This window comes from Curtobacterium sp. 22159 (assembly GCF_052045775.1).
Classification (GTDB): domain Bacteria; phylum Actinomycetota; class Actinomycetes; order Actinomycetales; family Microbacteriaceae; genus Curtobacterium.
The window spans coordinates 39,898-65,560 of sequence record NZ_JBQEPN010000001.1 but is presented as its reverse complement, the minus strand read 5'-3'; the positions used below and the strand labels follow the sequence as shown (position 1 = coordinate 65,560).

Sequence of the window (25,663 nt, the reverse complement as noted above, 5' to 3'; positions counted from 1 at the left end):
GGGGTTCCTTCCTGGGGTTCAGACGCTCCGGAGCGCCTGAATGGGTCGCATGGTGGCCGCACGGAGCGCGGGGTACACGCCGAAGAACACGCCGATGGCGAGGGAGACGCCCAGCGCGAGGGGGATGCTCACGAGCACGAGGACGGGTCGTGTTCCGTCGATCGGGAATTGGGCTCCGATGACGGCGACGAACACGCCGAAGACGCCGCCGACGAGGGTCAGGGTCCCGGACTCCACGAGGAACTGCGCGGCGATGGACCGTCGCGTGGCGCCGATGGCCTTCCGGATCCCGATCTCCCGGGTCCGTTCCGTCACCGTCACCAGCATGACGTTCGTCACTCCGATGCCGCCGACCAGCAGGCTGATCGCCGCGACGGCTCCGAGGAGCACCGTGAAGCTCTCGGCGCTCTCCTGCCGCGTCTGCAGCAGCGATGCGGGGCTGGTGACGGTGAAGGGGCTGTCGGCCGCGCTGGCACCGACCAGTTGATCGAGCTCGACCTGCACCTCCCCCTCGGCGGCGGGGACGTCCGCGGCCGACCGGGCGGAGACCAGCAGACCCGACACGGCTCCGTAGCCCGTGAAGGACCGCTGGACGGTGGTGATCGGCAGCACCACCTCACTGTTCGGGTCGGCGAACCCGGTCGCGGTCTGTTCGGCGAGCACGCCGGTCACCGTGAACGGCACACCACCCACGGTGAGCTGTTGCCCCACAGCGCTGCGTCGGCCGAACAGCTCGGTGGCCAGGGTCGGTCCGACGACCGCGCCCTGCGTCGCCGACGCGCTCGAACCGAACGCCTGACCGGAGGAGATCCCCACTGAACCGACCGAGAACCACGCCGTGGTGGTCCCGATCACGTCGATCCCGGTCTCCGACGCCGAGTCGGCCGTGACGGTCTGCGTCGTCGTCACCTCCGGCACGACGCGTCCCACGTGGCCGAGGCCGGCGTCCTGCAGGGCCGTCGCGGTCGCGGTGGTGACCGGTTGTGTCGCCGACACCGCGGCGGCGTGGCCGCCACCGGAACCGGTCGCGCCGGTGCGGACCGTGAGCGTGTTCGTGCCGAGGGAGTCGATTGAATTGGACACCTGCTGCGCAGAGCCGTTGCCGACGGCGAGCAACAGGATGACCGCTGCGACCCCGATCATCACCCCGAGCAGGGTGAGCACGGAACGGAGCTTGTTTGCTGTGACGCCGCGGAGTGCAGCGAGCACTAGTTCGCCAGCCCTCACCGCCGCGCTCCCCGACTCGGTCGGTCATCGACCACGAGTCCGTCGGCGACGACGAGCACCCGCCCGGCGCGTTCGGCGACGTCCTGTTCGTGCGTGATCACGACGATGGTCCGGTGTTCCGCGGCGAGTGAGTCGAACACCGAGAGCACGTCCTCGGTCGACGCGCTGTCGAGGTTGCCGGTCGGTTCGTCCGCGAGGACGAGCGTCGGTTCCATGACCAGGGCGCGTGCGACCGCCACCCGCTGCTGCTGCCCGCCGGAGAGCTCGGCGGGGAGGTGGTCCGCCCGAGCCTCGAGCCCGACGCGCCGCAACGCAGCGGTGGCCCGCTCGCGCTGTTCCGGACGTCCGACCCCCGCGTAGGCCATCGGGAGCGCCACGTTCGCGAGCGCGGTCATCCGCGGGATCAGGTTGAACGACTGGAACACGAACCCCAGCGCGCGCCCCCTGATCCGAGCCAGCTCGTCCTCGGTCCGCGCCCCGACGTCCTGCCCGGCGAGGCGGTACACGCCCCGTTCAGGCACGTCGAGGCAACCGAGGATGTTCATGAGCGTCGACTTGCCCGACCCGGACGGCCCCATGATCGCGACGTACTCGCCGCGTTCGATCCGCAGGTCCACCCCGCGGAGCGCGTGCACCCGGTTCTCCCCCGACCCGTACCCCTGGTGCACGTCGACGAATTCGATCGCGGGCGCCGAACCGGTCTCCGGGCCGACCTCCGTCGGCTCGCGGTGCCGGGTCATCGTGTGCCACCCCCACCGGCACCACCGGTCCCGATGCCGCCTGCCGAGCCGCGGCCCGATCCGTACCCACCCGAGTCGTACCCACCTGAGCCGTACCCGCCCGTGTACCCGCCCGTACCGCGGCCGGTCCCGGCAGTGCCGGTCCCCGAACCGCCGGTCGACTGGGTGGTGGCGCTGATCGTGCCGATCGACACGGCGTCCCCGGCGTGCAGGTCCGGACTCGACACCTGTGTGCCGTCATCACCGACGATGCCGGTGGTCACCTGGACCGTCGTCGTGCGGCCGTCCTTCCCAACCACCGTCACCGTCGACTTGCCGTCCACGGTGTGCACGGCGGCGGACGGTACGGACAGGGCGTCTGCAGCGCTCGACTTCGTCGTCACGGCGACGTCAGCAGTCTCCCCGTAGCGGACGCCCTTCGGCACGGCGGTGAGCGTGAGGACGACGGGGAACTCGACGAGTGCGTCCGTGGTCGTGCCGGCGGGAGCGATCGACGTCACCTTCGCTGTCGCCGTCACCGACGGTGCGGCGGGGAAGGTCACGGTGGCCGTCTGGCCCGCCGTCAGGCTGGCGATGTCCGCTTCCGGGACGTCAGCGGTGACGGTGTCGGAGCCGGTCGCCGCGATCGTGACGAACCCCTGGTTTGCTGCGGAGCCTCCCGTCCCGACACTGGACGTGGCACTCCCTGCGTCACTGCCGGACCCGGTCGTCGCCCCCGACCCGCTGCCACTTCCCGTCGACGTGACCGTCCCGCCGGCCGAGACCTGCTGCCCGACCGAACCGGACACTTGGAGGACCTCGCCGGCGACCGGGGCGGTCAGGGTCGCGTCGCTCAGCGCAGTCTGCGCGGCGGTCAGCGCCGTCTCGTCGCTCGTCACCTTCGACTCGTCTGCGAGCAGTGCGGTCTGCGCCTGCGTCGAGGACGAACCGCCCGCCGAGCTCGCCGTCGTGGTGTCGGCGGCGGTGCGCTCGTCCCCCTCGGCGTCCTCGTCGTCGGTCAGGGCTGCCTGCGCGTTCATGACCGCCGCGCTCAGCGATCCGGTCTCGAGTGTCGCGAGAGTCGCTCCCGCCTGCACCACCTGGCCGGGGGCGACGTCGACCGCTGCCACCGTGCCTCCGACGGCGAAGTCGACCTGCGTCTCCTGCGCGGGCGCGAGCGTTCCGTCCGCCGTGACGGTACTGCTCACCGCGCCCCGCTTGACCGATGCCGTCAGTTGCGTCGCATCGGCTCCGTGCGCGGGCGCGAGCACCGCGACGACCCCACCGGCGACGACGAGCACGGCGACTCCGAGCGCTGTCGTCATCCACACGCGCTGTTTCTTCTCCATGGCGGGATCGTCGAGCGGCGGCATCGCAGCAATCTCGCAACCACTTGTCGAACTCCTGGCTGGCGCTGAGGGACGATCAAGGTGCGACCGCTAGCCCTCAGCTTGGTCGCGGCCTCCGGGCCGTTCGGCTGAGACCATCGACAACGACCACTTACGCCTCGGGCTTGGCGGCTGTCAGGAGCGTCGACGAGAACGGTACGGAGACCTCGCGCGCGCCGTCGTCTGTCAACCGCTCGACGATGCCGGACGCGACGAGGTCCGCGGTCGCAGGAGCACCGGCAGCGAGTGCGGCACCGAACGGCAGCGCCGTGAAGTGATCGCGTGCGAATGCCCGCAGATCCGGGAAGTGAACCGTCCGGATCAGCACGGATCCGGCGGCCTCCGCGAGTCCCGCTGCGGTCGCCGCCGCGACGAACGCCGACACCGTCAACGAGAACGCGGCCGCCGGACCGACAGGGCGGTCCGGAAACACGTCGGCGACGGCTTCGGCCTGCGCCTGGAGGTACGGGTTCGACGGACGATCGGTCCAGACGGTGGCGATGAGTCGGCCGCCCGGACGGAGGACACGCGCGATCTCGGACAGCGCGGCGTCCAAGTTCGGGAAGAACTGCAGACCCTGCTGGCTGAGCACGACGTCGAACGAACCGTCGGCGAAGGGCAGCGACGAAGCGTCAGCCTGCACCGTTGTGTACCGATCCCCTGCCCGCTGACGAGCGACGGCGAGCATGGCGGCGTTCACGTCGCTGGCGACGACATGCGCCCCGCTACCACGCCGTCGGGCAACGGCTTCCGCGACGTACCCCGTCCCACAGGCGAGGTCGAGGACCGCACCCTGATCCCCGGCCTCCGCCGCGAGGACGTCGACGAACGGCGACATGATCAGCTCCGACGTGACGTCGTAGCGGCGGGCGGTCTCTTGGTCAACCTGAAACTGCAGCATGCGTCGATCGTCGCTTCCGCTAGCCGGAAGCGAGCTGCGGAGGCGGCATCGCAGCGGAACGTCCGCGCAGGATGCTGAGCCGCGCGGTTACTGCAGAGCGCGCCGACGTGACACGGTCTCGCGGATCCGGTCGCCCTGGGCCACCACGGCGACGCCGACGATGACGATCAGCCCGCCGAGCAGCTCCTGGACGTTCGGGACCTCAGCCAGCCACACCCACGCAATCACGACGGCGACCGGCGGCACGAGGTACAGCAACGATGTCGACGCCGCAACCGGCATCCGCGCCACCGCGTACGCCCACAGCACGAAACCGAGCGCCGACGGCAGCACGCCGAGGTAGACGGCCGCGGCCCACACACCGGGAGTCGCCTCCGCGAAGGAACCCGCATCGACAGGCACGAACGGGACCGTCATGACAACCCCAGCGACCATGCAGTAGGTCGCGACCTCGAAACTCGAGTACCGCTTCAGGAGCGGCTTCTGCAACGGATGGTAGATACCCTGCACCACCATCGCGGCGACGACGATCCACACCGCACCACTCATGCTCACACCGCTCCGAGCGAGGCAGACGAAGACCACCCCACCGAGGGCGATCACCGACCCGACACCGACCAGGGGCGAGACCCGCTCTGCGAACAGCACGCGTGCGACTCCCACGGACACCAGGGGCGCCGCCGCGACGATGATGCTCGCGGTCCCGGCGGGAACGTGCAACTCACCCCAGTTCAGCAGCAGCTGGTACGAGGCCATTCCCGTGAACCCGCACGCAACGATCCATCCGACGTCACGGAGCCTCGGCAGGCGGATGCGGAGGACGACCCCTCCGATGAGCAGGACGAGTGCCGCGACCGCCAGGCGGACGAAGCTGAGGCCGACCGCACCGAGCCCCGGAGCGGCGACACGGATCGCCGGGAAGGCGCTGGCCCACAGCACCACGACTACGACTCCGGCGATGACAGCGGTTCGACGTTCGGACATGATCCGATCCTGGCTCCCCAGAAACGACAGCACCAGTTAGTGTTGTTGCACCATCACATCACTCACAGTGAGGTCACGATGATCGATCCCCGGCGCCTGCAGCTGCTCGCGCACCTCGAGCGACTCGGCACGATCGCGGCGGTCGCCGAGGAACTGCACCTGACTCCGTCGGGCGTCAGCATGCAACTCACAGCCCTCGAGCGAGAAGCCGGCGTAACCGTCACCGAACGTGCGGGGCGACGCCTCCGCCTGACACCGGCGGGGACCCTGCTCGCCCGGCATGGCCGGGAACTGGCGACCACGCTCACGATGGCCGAACTCGAGCTCGAGGGCATCCGCTCCGGTTCATCGGGACGCTACCGGATCGCGGCGTTCCCCACGGCGACGCAGGCGCTCGTCGCGCCCCTGGCACGTGCGATGGGCGGCCTGCCCGACCTCGAGCTCGACATCGACGTCCTCGAGCCCGACGACGCTGTCGCCGCACTCCTCGCCGGCAGTGCGGACCTGGCACTCGTGCACGGCTACTCCAACCTCCCCACGCGTCAGGCACCACGTCTGCATGCCGTGACACTCGGGTCGGAACCAGTCCTCCTCGCCACGAGCGAAGCCGGCACGGGAGCACTCGTCGACGTCGCCGACCACCCATTCATCACCGCACCCGAAGGCCTTGCGTGCGAGCGGATGGTCACGACCGCCTGTCGCAGCTCCGGGTTCGAGCCACGTGTGACCGTGCGCGCGGTCGACTACGCCGTACAACTCGCACTCGTCGCCGCTGGCGTCGGCGTCGCACTCGTGCCACGGATGGCGACGGCGGCGATGCCGGTCGGCGTCCAGACGGCGCCTGCCGAGCCCCAGATCCGACGCACGGTGTCCGTCGTGATCCGCAGGGGCCGAGAGGACGATGCCGGCCTGCGCGCCGTCATCGAGCGCCTCCTCGCCCTCGCACCCGCCGTCCTCGACAGTGATGTGAACGTCGACGCAGACAGGGCCGCGTCCGCCGTGAAGACCCTCTGAACCGCGCGCTTCGAACCCATCAGCAGAGCCGGCTACCCCTCCACTAGCCCGAAGAAAGAGCCTCCCCGCCGGATCTGAGCGCCGTCGCAGGCGCCGCGGGCTGGTCGTACGGTTCCCGCATGGTCGAACGAACTGTGCACCTCCGCCCCGAGATCGCCGCGATGGTCGGCTACGACGCCGGCCCACAGGACGCTCCCGGTGCGTTCCGCCTCGCCGGCAACGAGAACCCGTTCCCACCACTTCCCGGTGTCATCGAGGCCACGCTCGCGGCCGATCCTTCCCGCTACCCGGATGCGACGAGCAGCGCTCTCCGACGAGCCCTTGCCCGACGGCACGGCGTCGAGGAGTCGGCCGTGCACACGTCCGGCGGGAGCGTCGCGGTGATCTACCAGTTCCTCTCGGCCCTGACCGGCCCAGGAGACGAGGTCGTCCTCGCGGAGACGACGTTCGAGGCCTACCCGAAGGCGATCACGGTCGCCGGGTCGACCGCGGTGCGCGTCCCAAACCTGCCCGGCGGGTCACACGACCTCGACGGCATGATCGCCGCGATCGGCCCGGCCACCAGGGCGATCCTGGTGTGCTCACCGAACAACCCGACCAGCAACGCCATCCCGGCTTCGACGTTCGCGTCGTTCATCGACCAGGTCCCGAGCCACGTCCCCGTCCTCCTCGACGAAGCGTACGTCGAGTTCGTGACCGACGACGACCCGCTCGACGGCCCCGCGCTGCTCGCGGATCACACGAACCTGTTCGTCCTCCGCACGTTCTCGAAGGCGTACGGCCTCGCCGGCGTTCGCGTCGGGTACGCGCTCGGCGACCCCGGGGTCCTCGCCGCGATCCGCCGCGTCGCCGTGCCGTTCCTCGTCTCCTCCGCCGCCGAGGCCGCGGCGATCGCGAGCCTCGAACACGGGCGCGAACTCGCCGACCGTGTCCGGGCGGTCACCGACGCGCGCGACCGGATCAGCGGTGCGCTCCGCGCGCAGGGGTGGGATCTGCCCGACAGCGGCGGCAACTTCGTCTGGCTGCCGACCGGACCGGCGACGACGGACGTAGCAGCCGTGTTCCGTCGCCACGGGCTGCTCGTCCGCGCCTTCCCCGACGCCGGAATCCGTGTCACGATCGGGGAGGTCGAATCCCACGGCCTCGTCGTCGATGCTGCCGCGTCCGCGCGAGCGCTGGTCGCGCGGTGACCGGATCAGGGGAAGCCGCCGCGCTCAGGGACGCATTCCGTGCGGGGCGGAACGACGCCGTCCGCTCGGCGGCCGAGGCGATGCTCGAGCGCTCGAGACGCACCGGTGACGTCGCGATGGCGCACACGGCCCGCGCGGCACTCACCCGCCTCGCAATCCGGGAGGGAGACCTGGCCGGAGCGCTCGAGCACGTCGACGAGGCCCTCGCAGCAGCCCGTGGTGAGCCTGCCCGACAGGAGCTGCTCCACATCCGTGCCGCCTGCCTGCGACTGCTCGACCGGCTGGAGGAGGCTGCGAGGGCCTACCGTGACTGCATCGCGCTCGACCGGCAACTGCGCGATCCGCGTATGGCACTCGTCGACCAGCACAACCTCGCGTTCGTCGAGCTCCGCCTCGGCAACACCGCGGCGGCGGAGCGACTTTTTCGGGAGGTGCACGCCGCGGCGGATGGGACAGACGTACTCGGAGCAACCCCCGCGCTCGCCCGTGCCGCGGTTGCCCTGGCGCTCGGGGATCGCCACTCTGCGGCCGCTTGGCTCGCGGACTTCGAGCATCAGCACGCGATGCTATCCACAGTGCCGGACCCGGACGATGCTCGGGAGCTCGAACTGGTGCGAGCGAACCTGGCATCTGGAACCTGAGCGGCTGCCTGGTAGATCATTTGGTCGGCGGGGCGTTCGTCGAAGGCAGCGCCACAAACTGCAGCGGCACCGCGATGCTCAAACTCCACCGCACCGCCGGTCCCGTGCCCCACCACGACGACGGCCATCGTTCCGGAGGCACCTACCCGCCCATCTCGACCTGACTCGAGCGATGGGCGAGCACCGACCACTGCTCCGGGAACCACAACACAGCGTGACGGCGCCCGTCGACCGAGTCGCGTGGTCGGGGCGCGCTCCCCACGCCACGGTCATGAACTACCGCATCGACGGTGGCGGACAGAAGTGGCCCGGCGCGACGGCCATCAGCGGCCCCGGGACCACGAACGAGTCCATCTCGGCGACGTCGATTTTCTGGCGGTTCCTTGAAGATCACCCGAAGACCACTTCATGACTTGCTCCGCGCTAGCACTTGCGCAAAGATCGCCGCGGAGCCCGAAACCACCCGGCATGCCCGGCCGGGCCTCCACAGCCCGCCGCCCCAGATCGACGGAGTCGCCGGCGGGCTCCGGCCCGGACCCGCCGCCCCCTCGAGGTCCGGGCCGGCCCTCCCCCCGAAAGGACCCACCCTGTGACCGCAGTCATCACCGGCGCATCGTCCGGCATCGGATCAGCCTTCGCCGAACACCTCGCCTCGGAACAGCGCGACCTGGTGCTCGTGGCTCGGCGCCGTGACCGTCTCGACCAGCTCGCCGCCAGGCTCCGAGCGGAGCACGGAGTCAAAGTAGACGTCATCGCCGCCGACCTGTCAGAGCCAGGCATCTGGGACCGCATCGGCGACGAGCTCGACGAACTCGGTGTCGAAGTCGATCTCCTCGTGAACAACGCCGGGTTCGGTGTCCACGACGACGTGGTCGACTCGGCCGCCGCAGCGCTCGCCCAGCAGGTCCAGGTCAACTGCGCGGCGGTCGTCGGCCTCACCACACGGCTCCTTCCCACGATGGTCCGCAACGGTCGCGGCGCCGTCGTGAACATCGGGTCGACCGCGTCGTTCCAGCCGGTGCCGCACATGGCGGTCTACGGCGCGTCGAAGGCATTCGTGCTGTCGTTCACCGAGGCACTCGCCGTCGAACTCGAGGGCACTGGGGTGCGCGCGCTCGCAGTGTGCCCAGGTGCCACCGAGACCGAGTTCTTCGACGTCGCCGGCGAGTCCGCGAAGACGGGCCGCGCGCGCACCGCGGCGAACCTCGTCGCACACGCGATGCGCGCCCTCGAAGCCGGCAAGATCAGCACCGTCCACGGATTCGACAACGCGTTTGGCGGTCTGGTGCTGCCCAGACTCCTCCCCCGCAAGGCGATGGCACGCCTCGCCGGGCGCCTGACCGGCCGACCGAGCAGGACGGCACCCACTCCGGCTGCCTGACCAGAGCAGCGACGCACGGTCCGGTCGGCCAGGCCGTGCGTCGCCGTCACGAACAGACACGGGCGGGACGACGGTGGCGGTTTCGTCCTCCACCAGGATCGCGTCGCGAGGCACTCCGCGGCCACAGCATCTTTTTTTACTTGCTTCAGGCTATCGTCGTGGCCATGGCTGCTTCCTCGACACAAGCGCTGGTGCTGAGCCCGACATACTCAATTCGCGAGATCCGCATGGTGTTGATCGGTTTGATGGCCGCGATGTTCACCGTGCTCGTCAGCTCGAGCATCGTGGTGAACGCCTTGCCCACCATCGTGCCTGACCTCCACGGCTCGCAGACCGCCTACACGTGGATGGTCACCGCGAGCCTGCTCGCGAATGCGATCTCGACGCCCATCTGGGGGAAACTCTCGGACCTGTTCAACAAGAAGGTCCTCGTCCAGGCGGCGATCGTCGTCTTCATCGTCGGGACGATCGCGGGTGCGGTGGCGCCGAGCGCGGCGACGATGATCGCCGCGCGCGCCGTTCAGGGAATTGCCGCTGGCGGTGTCCTCGCACTGCTCCAAAGCATCCTCGGGGTGATGGTGCCCGTACGCGAGCGAGGCCGCTACGCGGGATACACGGGCGCGGTACTCGCGCTCGCAACCTCCGTGGGTCCCCTCACGGGTGGAGTCATCGTGGACAGCCCGCTCGGGTGGCGCTGGACGTTCTGGCTGTGCCTGCCGATCGCGATCGCTGCGCTCGTCATGCTGCAGCTGACCATGCACATCGCCCCTTCTTCCCGACGCGGGAAGGTCGACTGGGCCGGGATCACTCTCCTCGCTTCCGGCGTGAGCATCCTGCTCATCTGGGTCTCCTTCGTCGGGCGCCCTGGTGCGTTCGGGTGGCTGTCCGCGCCGAGCGTCGCCATGGTGGCTGTTGCCGTGCTCCTGCTCGTCGCGCTCGTCGTGGTCGAACGCCGTACCGCGTCCGCCATCCTGCCGATCGGGCTGATCAGACGCCGCACAGTCGCGCTGTCACTCATCGCGTCCTTGCCCGTCGGGTTCGGGCTCTTCGGAGCGACGACGCTGTTCTCCGAGTACCTGCAGATCGGTCGAGGCGACGGCGCGACGGCGGCGGGGCTCGCGCTTCTTCCGTTCATCCTGGGAACACTTGCGGGTTCGCTGGTGTCCGGACGGCTGATCACGGCGTACGGCCGTTGGCGTCCGTACTTGATCGGCGGCGCAGCATCCCTGACCGCTGGTTTCGCGGGGATGAGCGTGACCGGCGGCGCGACAGCGTTCTGGCAGTTCGCAGCAGCCACGACGCTCGCCGGCATCGGTGTCGGGATGCAGCAGCAGAACCTCGTCCTCGCGGTACAGAACAGCGTGGACGTCGCCGACGTCGGCGTCGCGAGCGGGACGGTCGCGTTCATCCGCGCTCTCGGCGGTGCGATCCTGCTGGCCGTCTTCGGCTCGGTCCTCGCGTCGAAGTCATCGGCAGCGATTACCGACGCGTTGCGATCCGCGCACCAGTCCGTCTCCGGATCCCTCGAACTCGATCACCTCGGGGTCCTCCCCCACACCGCGCAGGCCATCGTCCGTACCGCGTACGCGGACAGCTTCGGGCTGCCGTTCGTGGTCGCGGCATGCGTCGCAGCGGTCGGGCTCCTCGCGGCGATCGCAATCAAGCACAGCGAGTTGCGTGGGTCTTCGCACATCCCCACCTCGCGGTCGACACCCGTGTCGACGGTCGACGGTGCGGAGATCTGAGTTATCCCGTGCCCGCTCGGGTCCGAGCGGGCACGGGATCAATCGACGTGCGGCGCAGCCACACTGCCCGCGTCCCGCGCGGCGCGGACGTCAGAGCCGCTCGATCACCATCGCGTTCGCGAGGCCACCGGCCTCACAGATGGTTTGCAACCCGAAGCGACCGCCGGTTCGATCCAGAACCCCGAGCAGGGATCCGAGCAGACGTCCACCGCTTGCGCCGAGCGGGTGTCCGAAGGCGAGCGCGCCACCATCGACGTTGACCAGCTCCGGGTCGGCGTGGATCTCATCGAGCCACGCCAGGACGACACTTGAGAACGCTTCGTTCACTTCGAACGCGTCCATGTCGTGCACACCGAGCCCAGCTCGCTCGAGCACACGACGCGTCGCCGGAACGATGCCCGTCAGCATCAGCGTCGGGTCGTCGCCGACGACCGCCATCGCGTGAACGCGTGCACGTGGAGTGAGCCCGAACCGACGCACCGCGTCCTCGGACGCCAGCAACACGGCGGCAGCGCCGTCGTTGACTGGGCTCGAGTTCCCCGCTGTCACCGTCCACTCCAGGTCAGGGAACCGTGCAGCCCACTGGTCGGTCCGGAACGCTGGCTGCAGCGCGGCAAGCGCATCCGGCGTCGTGCCCGGGCGTACGGATTCATCGACGAGGAGCGGCTTCTCCCCTGGCAGGGGAACAAGCTGCGACGCCAGGCGCCCGTCTCCGAATGCGGCGGCGGCTCGTGTATGGCTGCGGACAGCGAATGCGTCGGACCGCTCGCGGCTGATGCCCCATCGGTTCGCGATGAGGTCGGCGCTGATGCCTTGCGGAACGAGTGGGTACTTCGCCGGTGCCGTTGTCCCGAACGGGTTCCGGCCCGCCAGCTGCGAACCGATCGGCACGCTGCTCATCGATTCGACACCCGATGCGATGACCAGATCGTATGCGCCCGCCTGAATACCCTGCGCACCGAAGTGCACCGCCTGCTGGCCGGACCCGCACTGCCGGTCGATGGTGACCGCGGGAACCGACGGCGGCAGTCCAGCCGCGAGCGCAGCCCACCGGGCGCTGTTAGCGCTCTGCTCACCGATCTGACCGACCACCCCTGAGATGACATCGTCGACCGCCTCGGGATCCACACCGGTGCGCGCGATCAGCGACCGGAGGACGTGGGCGTGCAACTCGACCGGGTGTGCGTCGGAGTAGGCGCCGCCGACCTTCCCCTTCGCGAACGGCGTCCGCACGGCGTCGATGATGAATGCATCCATGTGTTCCTCTCTGCGGCGTCGGCTGCGACGCCGCTTCAGGAGCACCGTACGAGCGGAACCCCCACCGAGGACCGCTCCAGGTGGAAAGCAACAAGCTATGCTCGGGATAGCCGCCTATGACTTGGCGATGGTCGCTAAGGCCCGCCGCTCAGCGAAGAAGGGGACGTGGATGCACGCCGACTCGGAGGCCGTACGACTGGCTGTGTACCAGCAGCTCGCAGAGCGCGGGACCGCCCCCTCCACCGTGACCCTCGCGGAACAGTTCAACGTGGCAGTGCCGGATGTCGCTGCAGCACTGCGCGACCTCGAGCATGAACGACATCTCGTGCTCGGCGGCGACGGGGCGGTGGAGCTCGCGCATCCCTTCGCGACCAGGGACTTCGGCTTCGCAGTGAAGAGTGACCGAACGCTGTGGTGGGGCGGGTGCGCGTGGGACGCCTTCGCTATCCCGCACCTCGTTCCCGGCATCTCGTCCGCGCTCGTCGCCACCACGTGTCCTGCATGCAGCACCGCCCATGCATGGAACGTGCACGTCGATGTCCCACCACCTGGCGAGCAGGTAGCGCATTTCCTGATGCCGATGGCACACGTGTGGGACGACGTCGTCCACGCCTGCGAACATCAACGCATCTTCTGCGACGAGGCATGCGTGTACGACTGGCTCGCTCGGACGGGCAACGAGCGCGGTGCCGTGTTCTCGCTCGAACAGCTTTGGCGCCTCGCCTCCGGGTGGTACGAAGGCCGCCTCGATCGGGGATACGAGCGACGCGAGCCCGCGCAAGCGGCCGCCTACTTCGCCTCCGCTGGCCTGGTCGGCCCGTTCTGGGGGAACGAGGACTTGCAGTCGACCTGAACGCCGTTGCAGTCTGAGCATCGCTGGGGAGGGCCGCTACCGCTACAATTTCCTTTCTTGAAGAAAGTCAAGCGTGGAGCGTGTCGAAAGGAGTCACGATGAGTGACCACACCACAACCCAGCTTCTCGACCACGCGATGCAGCGCATCAGTATCCACACCGGCATCCCGTTCTCGACGTTCCGGGAACGGTACGAGCGGGCGGTGCCGCAGTTCGACCAGCAGCGCATCCTCGACCTGGCCGCGGCCGACGCAACCTGGGACGACGTACTCGAAGCGCTCCGACACAACGCTCCTCATGACTTCGTCATCTTCAGCTCGGTCGACGCCGGTCCCCTCATGCGACTCGCTGGTCACCGGCGGGAAGCCGTCGAGTACCTCATGGGCAATCACACGATCGCAGAACGCATGTTCCGGTACGACCCCCACACCCTGCTCTACGCGCCGTTGCGGGTCCTGCTGTTCGAGGACGAGGCCGGCGCCGCCGTCTTCGCACTCGACCGGCCGTCGACTGCATTCGGCAGTCTCGGGCGGTCCGAGATCGACGAGGTCGGAGTGCAGCTCGATCGGAAGGTCGCTGCACTGCTCGAAGCGATCGGCGTCGCGGCACCAAAGACGCTGATGGCCTCAACTCCGGCCGACGCGAGCGCACGCTCGCGCATCATCGCCTGACCGTTCGACCGGGCTGCCCGGTCCCTCATCGGGCATGCAGCCTGCGCAGCAGCCTCAGCTGGTCGGCGTCGGCGGTGTCGGCGTCAGCGCGATCTTGTCGGTTCAGCATGCGGCCACCGTCACCGGTGAGGCGCAGGTAGTAGTCCGCATCGCGCTTCCGCGCCTCATCAGTTGTAGCGTCGATTGCTCAATATTCTTTCGGAGGACGCCGCAGTCGCGCCGTAGACGCCCGTCGCACAAGGGTCGAGGTGATAAGGCTCTCCGTCGGCTCTTGTTCGGATAGTGCTCTCAACGACCGGTCGACGAGCTCGACCGCCACGGAACTCAGTGACGTGATCCCGGGCGCGACCATGTCGACGAGCGTGGTGCCGTCGAAGCTCGCGATCGCGATGTCGTGCGGCACTCGGTACCCGTCGTGTTGGAGAGCGGTGAGGACCCCGACGGCGATCGTGTCGGCGGTACACAGCACTGCGTCAGCGTCGGGGTACTCGCTCCGGATGTGGGCTGCAGCGTCGATACCGCTTGAGAAGGCGAACGCTGGCATCTGCAGTACGTGGTCCCTTGGGCGGGCGACCGTGCGGAAGGCCGCGACGCGTTCGCGGCTGGCGGAGGAGGCAGCCTGAGCGTCGACGAGCACGATGCTTCGTCGGCCGCCGGCGCGCAGGTGCTCGGTCAGCAGGCGCATGCCAGCCGCATCGTCCCGGCGGACCACGGCACCGTCGAACCCGTCCGCCACGCGGTCGATCTGGACGACGCGGTGGCGTCTGGCCACGGTGGCGAGGGCTGGTCCACTCTCAGCGGCGGAGACCGGCACCACCAGCACGGCGTCAACGAGGGCTCGGTCGATCGTGGCGAGCTGTCGTCGTTCGGTTTCGACGGACTCGTTCGTGTCGATCGTCACCAGCCGCCGTCCCACAGCATCGAGGCGGCGCGAGTACGCGGCGACGAGTTCGGCGAAGTACGGGTTCTCGATCGCCGGGACGACGAGGGCAACCGCCTCGGTGGACTGAGTGCGGAGCGCCCGCGCTGCCGCGTTCACTCGGTACCCGAGATCCGACTGCGCTTGACGGACCCGCTCGGCGAGCCGGTCGTCGACGTTCCGGTCGACGCCCGACAGCACTCGGCTCGCGGTCGTGACGGAAACCCCCGCGGCTGCGGCGACGTCCTTAAGGCTCACGCGCGTCGCCATCGGACCTCCCATCGGTCCCTCTGACCATACCGACGCCGTGGCCGTCGCTCGGTCTTGACGTGTCGAGCAGGTCGTGCGATCCTCGGGAAATGCATTTCCGAGAAGCCTCGGACGTCGTCGTCGTGGGCTCCGTGAACCTGGACTCGTCGTTCACCGTGGACCGCCTCCCCGCTGAAGGTGAGACACTCGCCGGCACGTCCGCGCCCACGACCGGTGGGGGCAAGGGCGCCAACCAGGCTCATGCCGCCGCGGCGGCCGGTGCCCGTACCGCTCTCGTCGCGGCCGTCGGACCTGACGCCGGACCTGCGCTCGAGGACCTCGCTGCCGTCGGTGTCGAACTGGGGGGCGTGGTCTCCACCGCCGTACCCACCGGACGCGCCGTGCTCCTCGTCACCCCGGGCGACAACGCCATCGTGGTCGCTCCGGGTGCCAACGCACGGCTCGACGCTGCCGCCGTCGAGGCCTGGGTGACCACGCACCCCACGCCGCGCGTCGCTGTCATCGGGAACGAGGTCCCGGAGTCTGCCGTGCTCGCCACCGTCGAGGCTTTCGGGGCAGTGAGCCGCCTGGTCTACAACCCGTCGCCATGGCGCCCCGCCTCCGCCGCGGTCCTGCCCCGGGTCGGTGTCGTCGTCGTGAACTCCGTCGAACTCGGTCAGGTCCTCGGCGATGACGTCCCGGCGAGCGTCGATGCCGTCACCGCCCGCATCGTCGACGTTCCGGGCGACACGGTCGTCGTCACCATCGGTGCCGACGGCTCCGTTGTGCGGCACGATGGAGACGTCGTGTACGTGCCGGCCGTCCCCGCGGAAGCTATCAGCACCGTCGGCGCCGGCGATGCGTTCCTCGGGACCCTCGCGGCTGGACTCGCGCAGGGCGCAGCCGTCGTCGAGGCCGTCCGGGTAGCTGCCGCAGCAGCAGCCCGCACCGTCGGGAGCGCGGGCGCCCGCGTCCCGTCCCCCGCCCCTGTGTCCTGACCCCGATACGCACGAAGTACCACCCGAACCGAAAGGCTCCCCCATGAGCAACGACGCTCCTGCCTCGACCGCCCCCAGCGGTGTCGAGACGAACGGTGTCAACCCCGTCCCCGACGCCGAACGCCGCGGCACCCCGCGCGGGCTGTTCGCGATCTGGTTCGCCTGGAACATCTCGATCCTGGGCATCAGCTACGGCATCTACGTGTTCGGGCTCGGCCTGAGCGTCTGGCAGGCGATCATCGCTGGCACGCTCGGCTACCTGGTGTCCTCGGCGCTCGTCGGGATCCTCGCCGTCGGGGGCCCGCGCACCGGGCTACCGACGCTCGTGCAGACTCGGATGGCGTTCGGTGTACGCGGCAACTCGGTGCCGGCGTTCTTCGCATACCTGTCCAATATGGGCTGGAAGGTCACCATCATCACGCTCGCGTCCACGACCGGAGCGAACCTGTTCTCGACGCTCTGGCCCGGTGTCTTCGGCAACGGCACGGGCGGCTCCGCCTGGTACACGATCGCGCTCTGGTTCGTCGTCGTGCTCGCCGTCACGATGACCGTGTCCGTGATGGGGCACGCATTCATCATGAAGATCGAGGTCTGGATTTCGTGGGTCACGGGTCTGATGACCTTGGCGTTCCTCGGGTTCATCGTTCCGCAGATCCGCTGGGACCACCTCGGTGACGCTGCGAGCGGCAGCCCCATCACGTTCCTCGGCGGCATCATCATGGCGATGACCCTGGTCGGCATCGGCTTCCTCAACTACGGCGGCGATTTCGCTCGCTACCTGCCCAGCAGCACGTCTGCCCGGGGGGTCATCGGTTGGACGACCGCTGGCCTCTCGGTCCCTGTCGTGCTGCTCCTCGTCGTCGGCGTGCTGCTGGTGGGCGGCGACCCGAAGCTCGGCTCGGCCGCAGCGAACGACCCCATCGGCGCGCTCACGGCCCTGCTGCCGCTGTGGTTCTTCATCCCGTTCTCCATCGTGGTCGTGGTGTCGCTCGTGTCCGCGGCGATCACCGGCATCTACAGCTCCGGTCTTGCGCTCATGGCCGTCGGCGTGCCGCTGCGCCGCGCGGTGACCACCGCGATCAACGCCCTGATCATCGCCGCCGGCGCGTTCTACCTGCTGTTCGTGTCCACGTCGTTCCTCGCCACGTTCCAGTCCTTCCTGTCACTCATCGCTGTCATGATGGGCACCCTCGGCGGTATCCAGCTCATCGACTTCATCCGACAGCGTCGGCGCGGCTGGGACCCGGCACTCGCGCGACCCCGCGGGCTGGGTGGCCGCAACGGCCGTTGGACCGCGCTCCTCAGCCTGGCCATCGGCACGGTGGTGGGACTTGGCCTGGTCACGAGCGCCGACCCGAACTTCGCACACGTCACCGGCTTCCTGCTCACCGAGGGCGCCCGCACCGGCGTGATCGGTGCGAGCAACATCGGCGTCGTCGTGGCGCTGCTGCTCGGCGGCGGCTCCTACGCCTTCCTGACCTTCGTGCTGAAGGCCGACCCGGCCCCGGACGCCTCCGCACTGCGCTCCGGCGCGGACGGTGTGCGGGTCGTCGCATGACCGATCGTTCGTTCCGCGACCCCGACGCGTGGCACCGTCCAGCCGCGTACTGGTTCTGGCACCGGCCACCGACGGACGACGAGGTCCGCACACAGGTGCGCGGCATGCACGACGCGGGGTTCCACTCCTTCCAGGTGCAGGCACGACTCTCCTACCCGATGACGGGGTACCTGGACGACCACTTCCTGCGCTCGTACCGACTCGCTGCCGACGAAGCTGCTGCCCGAGGCATGGTGATGGGCATCTACGACGACTACAACTGGCAGTCCGGGCACGCGGGCGGCCGGGCCGTCGCCGGACACGACGAGTACCGGGAGCGGCTGCTGTTCTGGACTCGGCTCGACGACAGGGGCCGGGGCCGCGTCTCCGGCATCGTGTCGGCGACCGAGAACCTGGGCCCCGCGGCCATGCACTGGCACTACGAAACCGGAGTCCCGACCTGGACGGATTGGCGCGTCGAGCACGCGCTCATCGTGGAAGACGACGGCTCAGTGATCGACCGCGCCGCCGATGCCCGTGTCGACGGCACGGCGGACGGGGCGCTCATCGCACTCGCGGAGGCGGACACCGGCACCCTCGTGCTGGTATCCGCGCGGAGTGCCACGTCCCGCATGGCCAACCCGCTCAACGTCGAGGCGGTCGAGCGGTTCGTCGAGGTCGGCTACGAACCCATCAGACGCGCGCTCGGCGAGCACGTCGGCACCACCGTTCGCTACCTCTTCTTCGACCAACCGCACGCCATCTCGTACGACTGGGCGGAACGCGACGGGGACGTCAGTGGCTCGGTGCCGTGGCACGCGGACCTGAGCGCCGCCCTGCGCGACGCGTTCGGCCCCGACCTGCCGGCGACGCTCGCCGCCGCGTTCGGTGCTCCCGCAGCGTCCACTACCGACGCGGCACTCGCCCGTCGGTCGCGGTTCTGGGCGATCTTTAGCGGATTCGCGATCGAGACGTGGATCGGCACCGTCACCGCCTGGTCGCATCGACGCGGACTGCTGCAGTCCGGGCACGAGGTCCTCAGCCACGTCGGCTCGTGGGAGCCCGGTACGGCGTTCGTGAACTGGGACCTGCGGGCGAATTTTGGACTCGACCACTTCGGTGTAGACCGGTACCGGGACCTCACCGCCGTCGACGCGCAGGACGCCGTCGGGCAGCTCTCCCCGGCACTCGGCGACGGGGTCGCGCGCGCGTCCGGACGCTCCGGCACCATCGTCGAGCAGTACTTCATGACGCCACCCCCGGGCGGCGCGCCGTTCTCCGGGCACTGGGGGCTGACGCTCGACGAGCTCCGGTCGACCGCGGTGCGGCACCACTTCGCGGGCATGCGGCAGATGCTCTTCCACGGGTACACGCAGACGGACGGGCACGATCGTGACCACGAGTCGCTCGTGAACCCGCGATTCGACTTCCCACCGGGCATCAACCACGAACCGTGGTTCACCGAGCACCACCACCGGTACGCCGAGGAGTCCGCACGGCTCAGTACCTTCCTGGACACGTTCACGCCCGACGTACGCGTGCTGCTCCTCTGGCCGCTCCGGACGATCTGGACCGACGGCCCGTCGGGGATGCACGCTGAACACCTCGGCGCATGGGCGCGCCTGCTCTCCGAGGCGAACGTGCCATTCCGGATCATCGACGAGCGGGAGCTGACCGACGTCGACGACCCGCCCACCGCAGAGGTGCTCATCCTGCCCGCCGTCCGGACCCTGCGTGACGACACGTCCGTGGCGGTCCTCCGGGCGGCACGGGAGCGCGGCGTCCGCGTCGTTGCGAGCGGACGACTGCCGTCAGTGCTGGAGTCGGGCCTCCCCGGTTCGCCTGTCGACGTCGGGGCGGACCTCGTACCCGAACCAGCCCTCGAAGCTCTCGGCCGGGTGCGGGCATTCCCGCCGGGTGTCGCGGTGCGGACCGGCACGGACCCTGACGGTCTCCGTCGGTCCGCGCTCCACAATGACGGGCCGGGTAACTGGCGTCCCACCACCGACGTGGCACCCCCGTGGGCGGTCGAGTGGAACGCCGGCACCGGCAGCACGAACGCGGACCTCACGCATCACCGACCCGACCCCGCGCGCCTCCTGCGCCCCGGCGAGCTCCGGCTCCTGACATGGACAGACGAGAACGACCGAGCCGCTGGCACCGGCGAGGCCGCACTCGACGACCAGGCCCCGCGCTCCCCGCTCGATGCCACCTGGACGCTCGCGCTCGGCGACGCCCACCCGATGCCGACGGACGTCACCGGCGGCTGGCAACTCGTCGACCCGACATTCTCAGGCACCGGTGTCTACCGCACGACGATCACGCTGGAACGACCGACGGCGTTCACCATCGAGCTCCCGCACGTCCGCGGCGCCGCGACGGTGTCGGTCGGAGGCGAGCGGATCTGCGACCTCGGCTGGCGCCCCTTCCGCGCCGAGGTCTCGGCCGACCGCACCCGCGCCGGCGAGAACACCATCGAGATCACCGTGTCGGGAACGGCGGCGAACCGCTACTACGCGGGCACGGGCCTCCGCTCTGAACCCGAGCCCGACGGCCTGCTCGCCGCCCCGGCCTTGACCATCCAAGAGGACCGCACATGCTGAAGGGCATTCACCCCGCGGTCTCCCCCGATCTGCTCGGAGTGCTCGCACGGATGGGACACGGCGACACCATCGCTGTCGTCGACCGGAACTACCCCGCGTACTCGACCAACGACACGGTCCTCCGACTCGACATGCTCGACACGACGACTGCCGCGGAGATCGTGCTCGGGCTCCTGCCGCTCGACACGTTCGTCGAGCGACCCGTGGAACGCATGGTGCCGGACGTCGGCCCCGACGACGTCCTCCCCGCGCATGCCGCGCTGCTCGCCGTCGCTGAGACCGCCGAGGGTCGGACGGTGCGCTCCCGCGCCGTCGCGCGCACCGATTTCTACGCGCGCGCTCGAGCGGCGGCCGCGTGCGTCGTGACGAGCGACGACCGACCGTTCGCCTGTTTCCTGCTCACGAAAGGTGTGCTCAGGTGATAAGGCACCCCGGATGATCGCCGGGATCGTCCACGCATGGAAAGCATGGGGTGTTGGAGACCGGCGTTGTGCCGCCGGCGTTGTGCCGCTCCAGTTCGGCGTACTCAATCGGGTGCGAGCCGGTCATGTGTCACAATGCCGCAATACGGTCTCATCAGCGGCTATTGGTGTAGGTCCCGCTCGTCGCAAGGGCCGTTAGCCTCAGGGGATAACGGACGGCGGAAAGTACGACGTTCTATGGGACGAAGCGCGCCGCTTCCTGTACGAGGGCACCCTCCGCGTTGATCATGCTCCGGTCACCGGTGACCCGCGCTGGGGTCTCAGGCTCGTCCTGTTCCCACCGGCGCACGTCGCTGCATCGTGAGCGCAGCCTCCGCTGAACTCGGCAGCCTCTACAACGGGGCGCACCTCGTCTTCGACGTCGCCGACCTGCGCCTGACGGTCACGAACATGTAGCCCTACCGCGACGAAATCGAGCAGACGACAATCGAACACTAGGTCGACGCTGTCGAGCGCGCTCGCGATCTGCTGGACGTGCTCGGCGGATCGCCTTCCGGCGTGTTCGTGCAGGGCTTCGACGACGACACGCTGGCACCGATCCTCCGGCAAATGCATCGAACCACGGCGGCACTGCACGACGGCGTCACGCCAGCCATAGCGTTCGTCCGCGACACCGCGCACATCTCCATCGTCCACCGGCACGCGGTGCCCGACCCGTGCGCGGCCGACTACGTCCAGCGGTGCTGCGCACTCAGTCCACGACATCACAGGAGCTGCTTTCGCGCTCGCGCGGTATCGGGCGGCCGAGAACTCGAGGAGTGTCGAACGCACTCGTGAAGCGAACTGTCTACCCAATTCAGCGCAACGTTGGGCGTCGGCGGACTGGCCCCAGCCACGCCGTCAGCACTGCCGCGACGACGGCACCAGCGCCGATGATCGCGGCGAGGACCACTATTTGAAATCGCCCCGCCTCGACGGGTGAAACGCCGCCGAAGATCGCGCCGACAAAGGCCCCCGGCAGCGTGACCAGCCCTGTCGTCCGCGTCTGGTCAACGGTGGGCACCATCGCGGCCCCGATTGCACGACGAACCAGATCCGCCGTTGACCGACGCGGGGTCGCGCCGAGGGCGAGCCACCCTTCGACCTCTTCCCAGCGGTCATCGACCAGCTCGACGAACCGCCGACCAGACAGCGTCGCGATCGTCATCGTGTTCCCGATGATGATTCCCCCAATCGCCAGGATGTACCGCGGACTGAAGGTGATCGCACCGACGCCGAAGACGACCCCAAGCGCGATGAATATCCCGGCTCCCATAGCGACAGCAACCGGCACATAGCGCTCTCGCAATGATCCGAGCCGACGCGCGGCGGTCCAGGACGCGACGCCGAACATCAGTGCGAGTGCGAGCGCAATCCAGGCCGGGCTGCGGATCACGCCGGTGAGGACGAAACTGATTGCCGCCAGCTGAAGTGTCCCGCGGAGTACGGCCAGCGATGGAGCCCATGGGTTTGGAGCGCGCACAGCCAGGAGCACGATGGTGGCGACGGCCACGAGAGCGACCACGCCAACGAGCGTTGCGACGATCATCGAAGGTGTCACCACGGCACATCAACCTAGGACACGCCTGCCTGCAGCCCGCTGGGAGCCGTCACCAGCGGCGGGGCCGGGGCGGGGCTCGTTTCGGCATCAGCGTGCACCATCGGGCGCCGCACGGCGCGCAGCCGGGACGCGCTAGCGTGGGCTGCGGGTCGCTCGACCGAATACAGAACGTGGTTCGCTGCGCTGAGACCACCGACGGTGCTCTCGCCGTCCGCGCGCTCCTTCCGCGCGTTCCTTCGACCACCGCGGGTGCTTATGAGCAGTCTCACGATGCCGAGGGAAGGGAAGTCGCGCGGTACCGATTGCTATCGCCGCACTTCATCCGGCGATGCACCGGATTGGCGCTTGGTGCACGAACGATACGGCTGGTCGATGCCGTGCATCGCGCAGGGCCTCTAAAACGAGAGACGCCCGCGCCCGCTCATTGCGGTCGAGATATTTCATTCCCAGGCAGCGGTGTCGGGGTCAATGCCGTGCGCACGCGCGCTTGCGTCGATGCTGCGCCGCAGCCACGAGGCAAGCCCAATGCGGACACCGTCGTAATGCGCGGCGTACGCTGCGTTGGCCTCATACATGCGGCCAAGGATGACCTGCATCGCCCGGGTGATCGGGAAGTAGGCGGAGAACACCTCGCGATGCTGTTCCACGAGGGCGTCCGAGGCGGGGGTGCCGGGTTCGACACCGGCGCCCATGGCGCCGGCAAGGGCACGATCAAGTGCCGCCGCCGTATCGGCGATGGTTTGCCAGTCGTCGGCAGTGCGTGACGCGGAGCGTTCGGCGTATTGCCGCCACTGCGGCGAATCGCCGTAAAGTTGCCGCGCCTCAGCCGGCCACTGCGGATTCCATCCGGATCCAAACATCGCGGTCTGCTCTTCAGCGCTCATCAGCAACCCGTGTTCGTGGGCGTCAACCATCCGAGCGAGGTCATCACCGAGCGCGCTGAGACGCTTGATCCGCGCCGCAAGCTGGTCCTGCTGGGCGCGCAACGCAGCGACAACAGCCACGCTCGGATCGTCGAGGACGCTCCGAATGGATCCCAGGTCGAGTCCCAGTTCTCGGTAGACGACGATGCGCCGCAGTCGCTCGAGATCGTCTTCGGCATAGAGCCGATATCCGGCAGCGGACCGTGCTGACGGCCTCGCGAGCGCGATCTCGTCCCAGTGGTGCAACGTCCGTACCGTCACGCCGACGCGCGCCGCGGCCTGACCAACGGTCAGGTCTACAGCATCGCTAGCATCAGGCACGCGCACCATTCTTCTCGCGATCGGTGTCCGGTGCGGTGATGCCGATTGCTTCCAGGTTCTTGGCGGCCTGGCTAGCAGGATCAAACGGCTTCGCGGCGGTGAAGACGACACGTGCGTTCTCCGGCGTGATCACCTCGACATCGAGGGTGCCCCATGGCGTGTCCCGCGGCTCGCTCACCACGCCCATGTTGCAGGCTCGGCACGCAGCTACGACGGCGTCGATCTGGCTCATGACGCACGCGAAGCTGACGGACACCACCGGCACCTGATCCGGAACCGATACAGCCGGGACCAGCAGGACGTCCTGGAAGGCCCACCGGCGCAGGTGCACAAGCTGGTCCGGCACGCTGAACAGCTCGAAGAAGTCCAGGCCACGTGTCCAGAATTCGACAGAAGCGGCGAGATCAGTCGTCGGGATCGTCACAAACGACGGCATCCCGTAGATCCCGCGGAATGGCTCGGGCGCGACCGCGTCGGGGCCGGGCGCGGGGACGGGGCTCACCTCAAAGGCGTTGTAGTAATTGCTCATGCACCCCACGTTCTGCCCTAACGCGGCGTGAGGGTCAAGTCGAGGAGGCCAGGGACCAGTAAGTTGACTCGGTTCACATAGTCGCGCAGCACCAACGGGTGATGGCATGTCGATTCGGGCGTTTCACGTCGTGATTCAGGGTCCGCCCGGTCATCTCGATGCCTCGCCTGCTGGAAAACGCCGCGGCGGCGGTGTTCCGCTGGTTGCCGACCACGCTGGTGACTGGATGCACCACGCTCAACGTGTCGGGTCTTCGCAGGTAGCGGACTGTTCACCCCTAGTTGATGCACGGCACGTCGGCGTACGCCGTGCCCGCTGCCGGGGTCGGCGTGGCTGTCGGAGTCGGCTGCCCAGGATTTGTTCCTTGGGTTGAGGCTGGTGCGCGCGACCTCGTCGGCGCGGCGGTGGAGGAGGATGCGCCGGTCGTACCGGGTGTGTGCGATGGTGTGCCGGCGGCGGACGACGCCGTCATCGATGCGATGAACGTGGGGATCGCGGTGGTGTCGAGCTGGACGATGGACAGCGGTTCCCCGCCGACCTGGATCGTCGGAGTGCCCGCGACTGGCAGCGTCCCACTCCGTATCGCCGTCGGGTTCAGGTGTTGCAGTTGGGTCGCGAGCGTGAGCAGGTTGAATCCAGAGTCGGTCTCGATGGAGGAACTGACGGTGTCAATCAGGCCGCTGAGCCTGATCGGGTTGAGGAGCACCCCGGCAGACGCCATGCGCTTCGCCTCAACAGTGAGGAAGTACTGCTGGCGAGCCTCTCGGTCCAGGTCGCCGCCGGTGAGACCGTGTCGCTGTCGGACGAACGCGAGCGCCTGAGCGGGGTCGAGCGTGGATGTTCCAGCGGGGAGGTCGACTCCCGAGTACGGGTCGTCCACCGCGTGGTTGAGGCAGACGGTTACGGGACCAAGCTCCTTGACGATCTCGTAGAACCCCACCAAAGACACCCGAACGAAGTGGCTGATCGTGAGGCCGGTGATCTGCTGCACCGTCGTGATGAGGAGCTGCGCTCCTCCCGCGTCGCCTCCCGTCGCCTGGCCGATCGCGAATGCAGCATTGAGCTTGTCCATGCCGTGTCCGGGGATATTGACGTACGAGTCCCTTGGCAGCGAGATCAACGATGCGGCCCGGCCGCCGGCGGCGATGTGCAGGATGATCATCGTGTCCGTGTTGGTCCCCCCGCCGTCCTCCTGCGTACCGAGCTGTTGCAGCAGAGCTTCCGACGCACCGGCCGGGCGATGGTCGTCGCCGACGAGCAGGATGTTCTGCTCCGCTGCGCTCGACACCGGCACGGCCGAAGCCGATGCGGACGCGTGCGGGATGGCGTCAACGCGGGTGATTCCGCTGTCGAACCGGCTGTAGGCGTACGCACCGTAGGCGATCGGGATGACGAGCAGCACGGCCAGGACGCCCGCGGCGGCACCGACGAGGACGCGCCACCGGTCACGAAGCGAACGACGCGCATGGCGCGGCGGCGTGCGCTCCTGGGTTCCGCGGTGTTTCGTCATCGCACTCACGCGTGTCCTGCTCTCCCACGAACCCGCACGGTGCGGGTCTCTGCGGGCACCGTAGCGACTACGGACGGTGGC

Annotated in this window: 23 protein-coding genes; 11 read left to right on the top strand and 12 right to left on the bottom strand. The window is 68.8% G+C overall.

Annotated elements, in window-relative coordinates:
* Window positions 1–18: 18 nt before the first annotated feature.
* The 5 genes from ACTJKO_RS00345 to ACTJKO_RS00325 form a co-directional block, all read right to left on the bottom strand.
* A complete protein-coding gene (locus tag ACTJKO_RS00345; protein ID WP_440684505.1) occupies window positions 19–1,164 on the bottom strand; it encodes an ABC transporter permease in 1,146 nt (381 codons plus the stop codon).
* Window positions 1,165–1,223: 59 nt separating this feature from the next.
* Window positions 1,224–1,967, bottom strand: coding sequence for an ABC transporter ATP-binding protein (locus ACTJKO_RS00340; protein ID WP_440684503.1), 744 nt, complete (start codon window positions 1,965–1,967; stop codon window positions 1,224–1,226).
* Window positions 1,964–3,295 carry an efflux RND transporter periplasmic adaptor subunit gene (locus ACTJKO_RS00335; RefSeq protein ID WP_440684501.1) on the bottom strand — a complete coding sequence of 444 codons (1,332 nt, stop codon included), beginning with the start codon at window positions 3,293–3,295 and terminating at the stop codon, window positions 1,964–1,966. Before ACTJKO_RS00335 ends, ACTJKO_RS00340 begins: the two co-directional genes overlap by 4 nt.
* 151 nt (window positions 3,296–3,446) lie before the next feature.
* The gene (locus tag ACTJKO_RS00330) at window positions 3,447–4,235 is read right to left on the bottom strand and encodes a class I SAM-dependent methyltransferase (protein ID WP_440684499.1); all 789 of its coding nucleotides are present in this window, start codon (window positions 4,233–4,235) and stop codon (window positions 3,447–3,449) included.
* 87 nt (window positions 4,236–4,322) lie between these two features.
* Window positions 4,323–5,219 (bottom strand): DMT family transporter, encoded by an 897-nt coding sequence (locus ACTJKO_RS00325; protein WP_440684497.1) that lies wholly within the window; start codon window positions 5,217–5,219, stop codon window positions 4,323–4,325.
* A gap of 78 nt (window positions 5,220–5,297) precedes the next feature.
* Between ACTJKO_RS00325 and ACTJKO_RS00320 the strand changes: the two genes are divergently transcribed.
* On the top strand, window positions 5,298–6,233 hold the full coding sequence (locus ACTJKO_RS00320; protein WP_440684495.1) for a LysR family transcriptional regulator: 936 nt from the start codon (window positions 5,298–5,300) through the stop codon (window positions 6,231–6,233).
* 119 nt (window positions 6,234–6,352) lie between these two features.
* Window positions 6,353–7,423, top strand: coding sequence for a histidinol-phosphate transaminase (locus ACTJKO_RS00315; RefSeq protein WP_440684493.1), 1,071 nt, complete (start codon window positions 6,353–6,355; stop codon window positions 7,421–7,423).
* A 5-nt stretch (window positions 7,424–7,428) separates the two neighbouring features.
* On the opposite strand, the gene ACTJKO_RS00310 is transcribed toward ACTJKO_RS00315, so the two are convergent.
* Window positions 7,429–7,977 (bottom strand): hypothetical protein, encoded by a 549-nt coding sequence (locus ACTJKO_RS00310; protein WP_440684491.1) that lies wholly within the window; start codon window positions 7,975–7,977, stop codon window positions 7,429–7,431.
* Window positions 7,978–8,335: 358 nt separating this feature from the next.
* Between ACTJKO_RS00310 and ACTJKO_RS00305 the strand changes: the two genes are divergently transcribed.
* The 3 genes from ACTJKO_RS00305 to ACTJKO_RS00295 all read left to right on the top strand — a co-directional run bounded on the left by ACTJKO_RS00305 (window position 8,336) and on the right by ACTJKO_RS00295 (window position 11,190).
* Window positions 8,336–8,476: a hypothetical protein gene (locus ACTJKO_RS00305; protein WP_440684489.1), complete on the top strand. Its 141-nt coding sequence runs from the start codon at window positions 8,336–8,338 to the stop codon at window positions 8,474–8,476.
* 177 nt (window positions 8,477–8,653) lie between these two features.
* On the top strand, window positions 8,654–9,445 hold the full coding sequence (locus ACTJKO_RS00300) for an SDR family NAD(P)-dependent oxidoreductase (protein WP_440684487.1): 792 nt from the start codon (window positions 8,654–8,656) through the stop codon (window positions 9,443–9,445).
* Between the two features lie 245 nt (window positions 9,446–9,690).
* Window positions 9,691–11,190 (top strand): MFS transporter, encoded by a 1,500-nt coding sequence (locus ACTJKO_RS00295; RefSeq protein WP_440684485.1) that lies wholly within the window; start codon window positions 9,691–9,693, stop codon window positions 11,188–11,190.
* Between the two features lie 90 nt (window positions 11,191–11,280).
* Here the strand turns inward: ACTJKO_RS00295 and ACTJKO_RS00290 are convergent, their stop codons facing one another.
* Window positions 11,281–12,447: a thiolase family protein gene (locus tag ACTJKO_RS00290; RefSeq protein WP_440684483.1), complete on the bottom strand. Its 1,167-nt coding sequence runs from the start codon at window positions 12,445–12,447 to the stop codon at window positions 11,281–11,283.
* A gap of 97 nt (window positions 12,448–12,544) precedes the next feature.
* Between ACTJKO_RS00290 and merB the strand changes: the two genes are divergently transcribed.
* Together merB and ACTJKO_RS00280 are read left to right on the top strand one after the other, a co-directional pair.
* Window positions 12,545–13,300 (top strand): organomercurial lyase, encoded by a 756-nt coding sequence (merB, locus tag ACTJKO_RS00285; protein WP_440684481.1) that lies wholly within the window; start codon window positions 12,545–12,547, stop codon window positions 13,298–13,300.
* Window positions 13,301–13,398: 98 nt separating this feature from the next.
* The gene (locus ACTJKO_RS00280) at window positions 13,399–13,971 is read left to right on the top strand and encodes a DUF302 domain-containing protein (protein ID WP_440684479.1); all 573 of its coding nucleotides are present in this window, start codon (window positions 13,399–13,401) and stop codon (window positions 13,969–13,971) included.
* A 187-nt stretch (window positions 13,972–14,158) separates the two neighbouring features.
* On the opposite strand, the gene ACTJKO_RS00275 is transcribed toward ACTJKO_RS00280, so the two are convergent.
* Complete coding sequence (locus ACTJKO_RS00275; protein WP_440684477.1) at window positions 14,159–15,160, bottom strand: LacI family DNA-binding transcriptional regulator; 1,002 nt, start codon at window positions 15,158–15,160, stop codon at window positions 14,159–14,161.
* A gap of 89 nt (window positions 15,161–15,249) precedes the next feature.
* On the opposite strand from ACTJKO_RS00275, the gene ACTJKO_RS00270 reads away from it, so the two are divergent.
* The 4 genes from ACTJKO_RS00270 to ACTJKO_RS00255 are packed head-to-tail and all read left to right on the top strand — an operon-like array spanning window position 15,250 to window position 20,699.
* A complete protein-coding gene (locus ACTJKO_RS00270; protein WP_440684475.1) occupies window positions 15,250–16,137 on the top strand; it encodes a PfkB family carbohydrate kinase in 888 nt (295 codons plus the stop codon).
* A gap of 43 nt (window positions 16,138–16,180) precedes the next feature.
* Window positions 16,181–17,695 carry a purine-cytosine permease family protein gene (locus ACTJKO_RS00265; protein WP_440684473.1) on the top strand — a complete coding sequence of 505 codons (1,515 nt, stop codon included), beginning with the start codon at window positions 16,181–16,183 and terminating at the stop codon, window positions 17,693–17,695.
* Window positions 17,692–20,277 (top strand): hypothetical protein, encoded by a 2,586-nt coding sequence (locus tag ACTJKO_RS00260; protein WP_440684471.1) that lies wholly within the window; start codon window positions 17,692–17,694, stop codon window positions 20,275–20,277. Before ACTJKO_RS00265 ends, ACTJKO_RS00260 begins: the two co-directional genes overlap by 4 nt.
* A complete protein-coding gene (locus tag ACTJKO_RS00255) occupies window positions 20,271–20,699 on the top strand; it encodes an RbsD/FucU family protein (RefSeq protein WP_440684469.1) in 429 nt (142 codons plus the stop codon). Before ACTJKO_RS00260 ends, ACTJKO_RS00255 begins: the two co-directional genes overlap by 7 nt.
* A gap of 856 nt (window positions 20,700–21,555) precedes the next feature.
* Here the strand turns inward: ACTJKO_RS00255 and ACTJKO_RS00250 are convergent.
* The 4 genes from ACTJKO_RS00250 to ACTJKO_RS00235 all read right to left on the bottom strand — a co-directional run bounded on the left by ACTJKO_RS00250 (window position 21,556) and on the right by ACTJKO_RS00235 (window position 25,474).
* On the bottom strand, window positions 21,556–22,302 hold the full coding sequence (locus ACTJKO_RS00250; RefSeq protein ID WP_440684467.1) for an ABC transporter permease: 747 nt from the start codon (window positions 22,300–22,302) through the stop codon (window positions 21,556–21,558).
* A gap of 437 nt (window positions 22,303–22,739) precedes the next feature.
* Window positions 22,740–23,552: a MerR family transcriptional regulator gene (locus ACTJKO_RS00245; RefSeq protein ID WP_440684465.1), complete on the bottom strand. Its 813-nt coding sequence runs from the start codon at window positions 23,550–23,552 to the stop codon at window positions 22,740–22,742.
* The gene (locus ACTJKO_RS00240; protein ID WP_440684463.1) at window positions 23,536–24,072 is read right to left on the bottom strand and encodes a VOC family protein; all 537 of its coding nucleotides are present in this window, start codon (window positions 24,070–24,072) and stop codon (window positions 23,536–23,538) included. The genes ACTJKO_RS00245 and ACTJKO_RS00240 overlap by 17 nt, the downstream gene beginning before the upstream one ends.
* A 277-nt stretch (window positions 24,073–24,349) precedes the next feature.
* Complete coding sequence (locus ACTJKO_RS00235) at window positions 24,350–25,474, bottom strand: LCP family protein (RefSeq protein ID WP_440684461.1); 1,125 nt, start codon at window positions 25,472–25,474, stop codon at window positions 24,350–24,352.
* Window positions 25,475–25,663: the final 189 nt, after the last annotated feature.

Coding starts and splice junctions, on each gene's coding strand:
- ACTJKO_RS00280 (WP_440684479.1), top strand. CDS start 13,399: ATGAGTGACCACACCACAACCCAGCTTCTCGACCACGCGATGCAGCGC.
- ACTJKO_RS00240 (WP_440684463.1), bottom strand. CDS start 24,072: ATGAGCAATTACTACAACGCCTTTGAGGTGAGCCCCGTCCCCGCGCCC.
- ACTJKO_RS00310 (WP_440684491.1), bottom strand. CDS start 7,977: ATGCTCGAAGTCCGCGAGCCAAGCGGCCGCAGAGTGGCGATCCCCGAG.
- ACTJKO_RS00320 (WP_440684495.1), top strand. CDS start 5,298: ATGATCGATCCCCGGCGCCTGCAGCTGCTCGCGCACCTCGAGCGACTC.
- ACTJKO_RS00260 (WP_440684471.1), top strand. CDS start 17,692: ATGACCGATCGTTCGTTCCGCGACCCCGACGCGTGGCACCGTCCAGCC.
- ACTJKO_RS00270 (WP_440684475.1), top strand. CDS start 15,250: ATGCATTTCCGAGAAGCCTCGGACGTCGTCGTCGTGGGCTCCGTGAAC.
- ACTJKO_RS00325 (WP_440684497.1), bottom strand. CDS start 5,219: ATGTCCGAACGTCGAACCGCTGTCATCGCCGGAGTCGTAGTCGTGGTG.
- ACTJKO_RS00340 (WP_440684503.1), bottom strand. CDS start 1,967: ATGACCCGGCACCGCGAGCCGACGGAGGTCGGCCCGGAGACCGGTTCG.
- ACTJKO_RS00275 (WP_440684477.1), bottom strand. CDS start 15,160: ATGGCGACGCGCGTGAGCCTTAAGGACGTCGCCGCAGCCGCGGGGGTT.
- ACTJKO_RS00335 (WP_440684501.1), bottom strand. CDS start 3,295: ATGGAGAAGAAACAGCGCGTGTGGATGACGACAGCGCTCGGAGTCGCC.
- ACTJKO_RS00290 (WP_440684483.1), bottom strand. CDS start 12,447: ATGGATGCATTCATCATCGACGCCGTGCGGACGCCGTTCGCGAAGGGG.
- ACTJKO_RS00330 (WP_440684499.1), bottom strand. CDS start 4,235: ATGCTGCAGTTTCAGGTTGACCAAGAGACCGCCCGCCGCTACGACGTC.
- merB (WP_440684481.1), top strand. CDS start 12,545: ATGCTCGGGATAGCCGCCTATGACTTGGCGATGGTCGCTAAGGCCCGC.
- ACTJKO_RS00305 (WP_440684489.1), top strand. CDS start 8,336: ATGAACTACCGCATCGACGGTGGCGGACAGAAGTGGCCCGGCGCGACG.
- ACTJKO_RS00265 (WP_440684473.1), top strand. CDS start 16,181: ATGAGCAACGACGCTCCTGCCTCGACCGCCCCCAGCGGTGTCGAGACG.
- ACTJKO_RS00255 (WP_440684469.1), top strand. CDS start 20,271: ATGCTGAAGGGCATTCACCCCGCGGTCTCCCCCGATCTGCTCGGAGTG.
- ACTJKO_RS00315 (WP_440684493.1), top strand. CDS start 6,353: ATGGTCGAACGAACTGTGCACCTCCGCCCCGAGATCGCCGCGATGGTC.
- ACTJKO_RS00245 (WP_440684465.1), bottom strand. CDS start 23,552: ATGGTGCGCGTGCCTGATGCTAGCGATGCTGTAGACCTGACCGTTGGT.
- ACTJKO_RS00295 (WP_440684485.1), top strand. CDS start 9,691: ATGGCCGCGATGTTCACCGTGCTCGTCAGCTCGAGCATCGTGGTGAAC.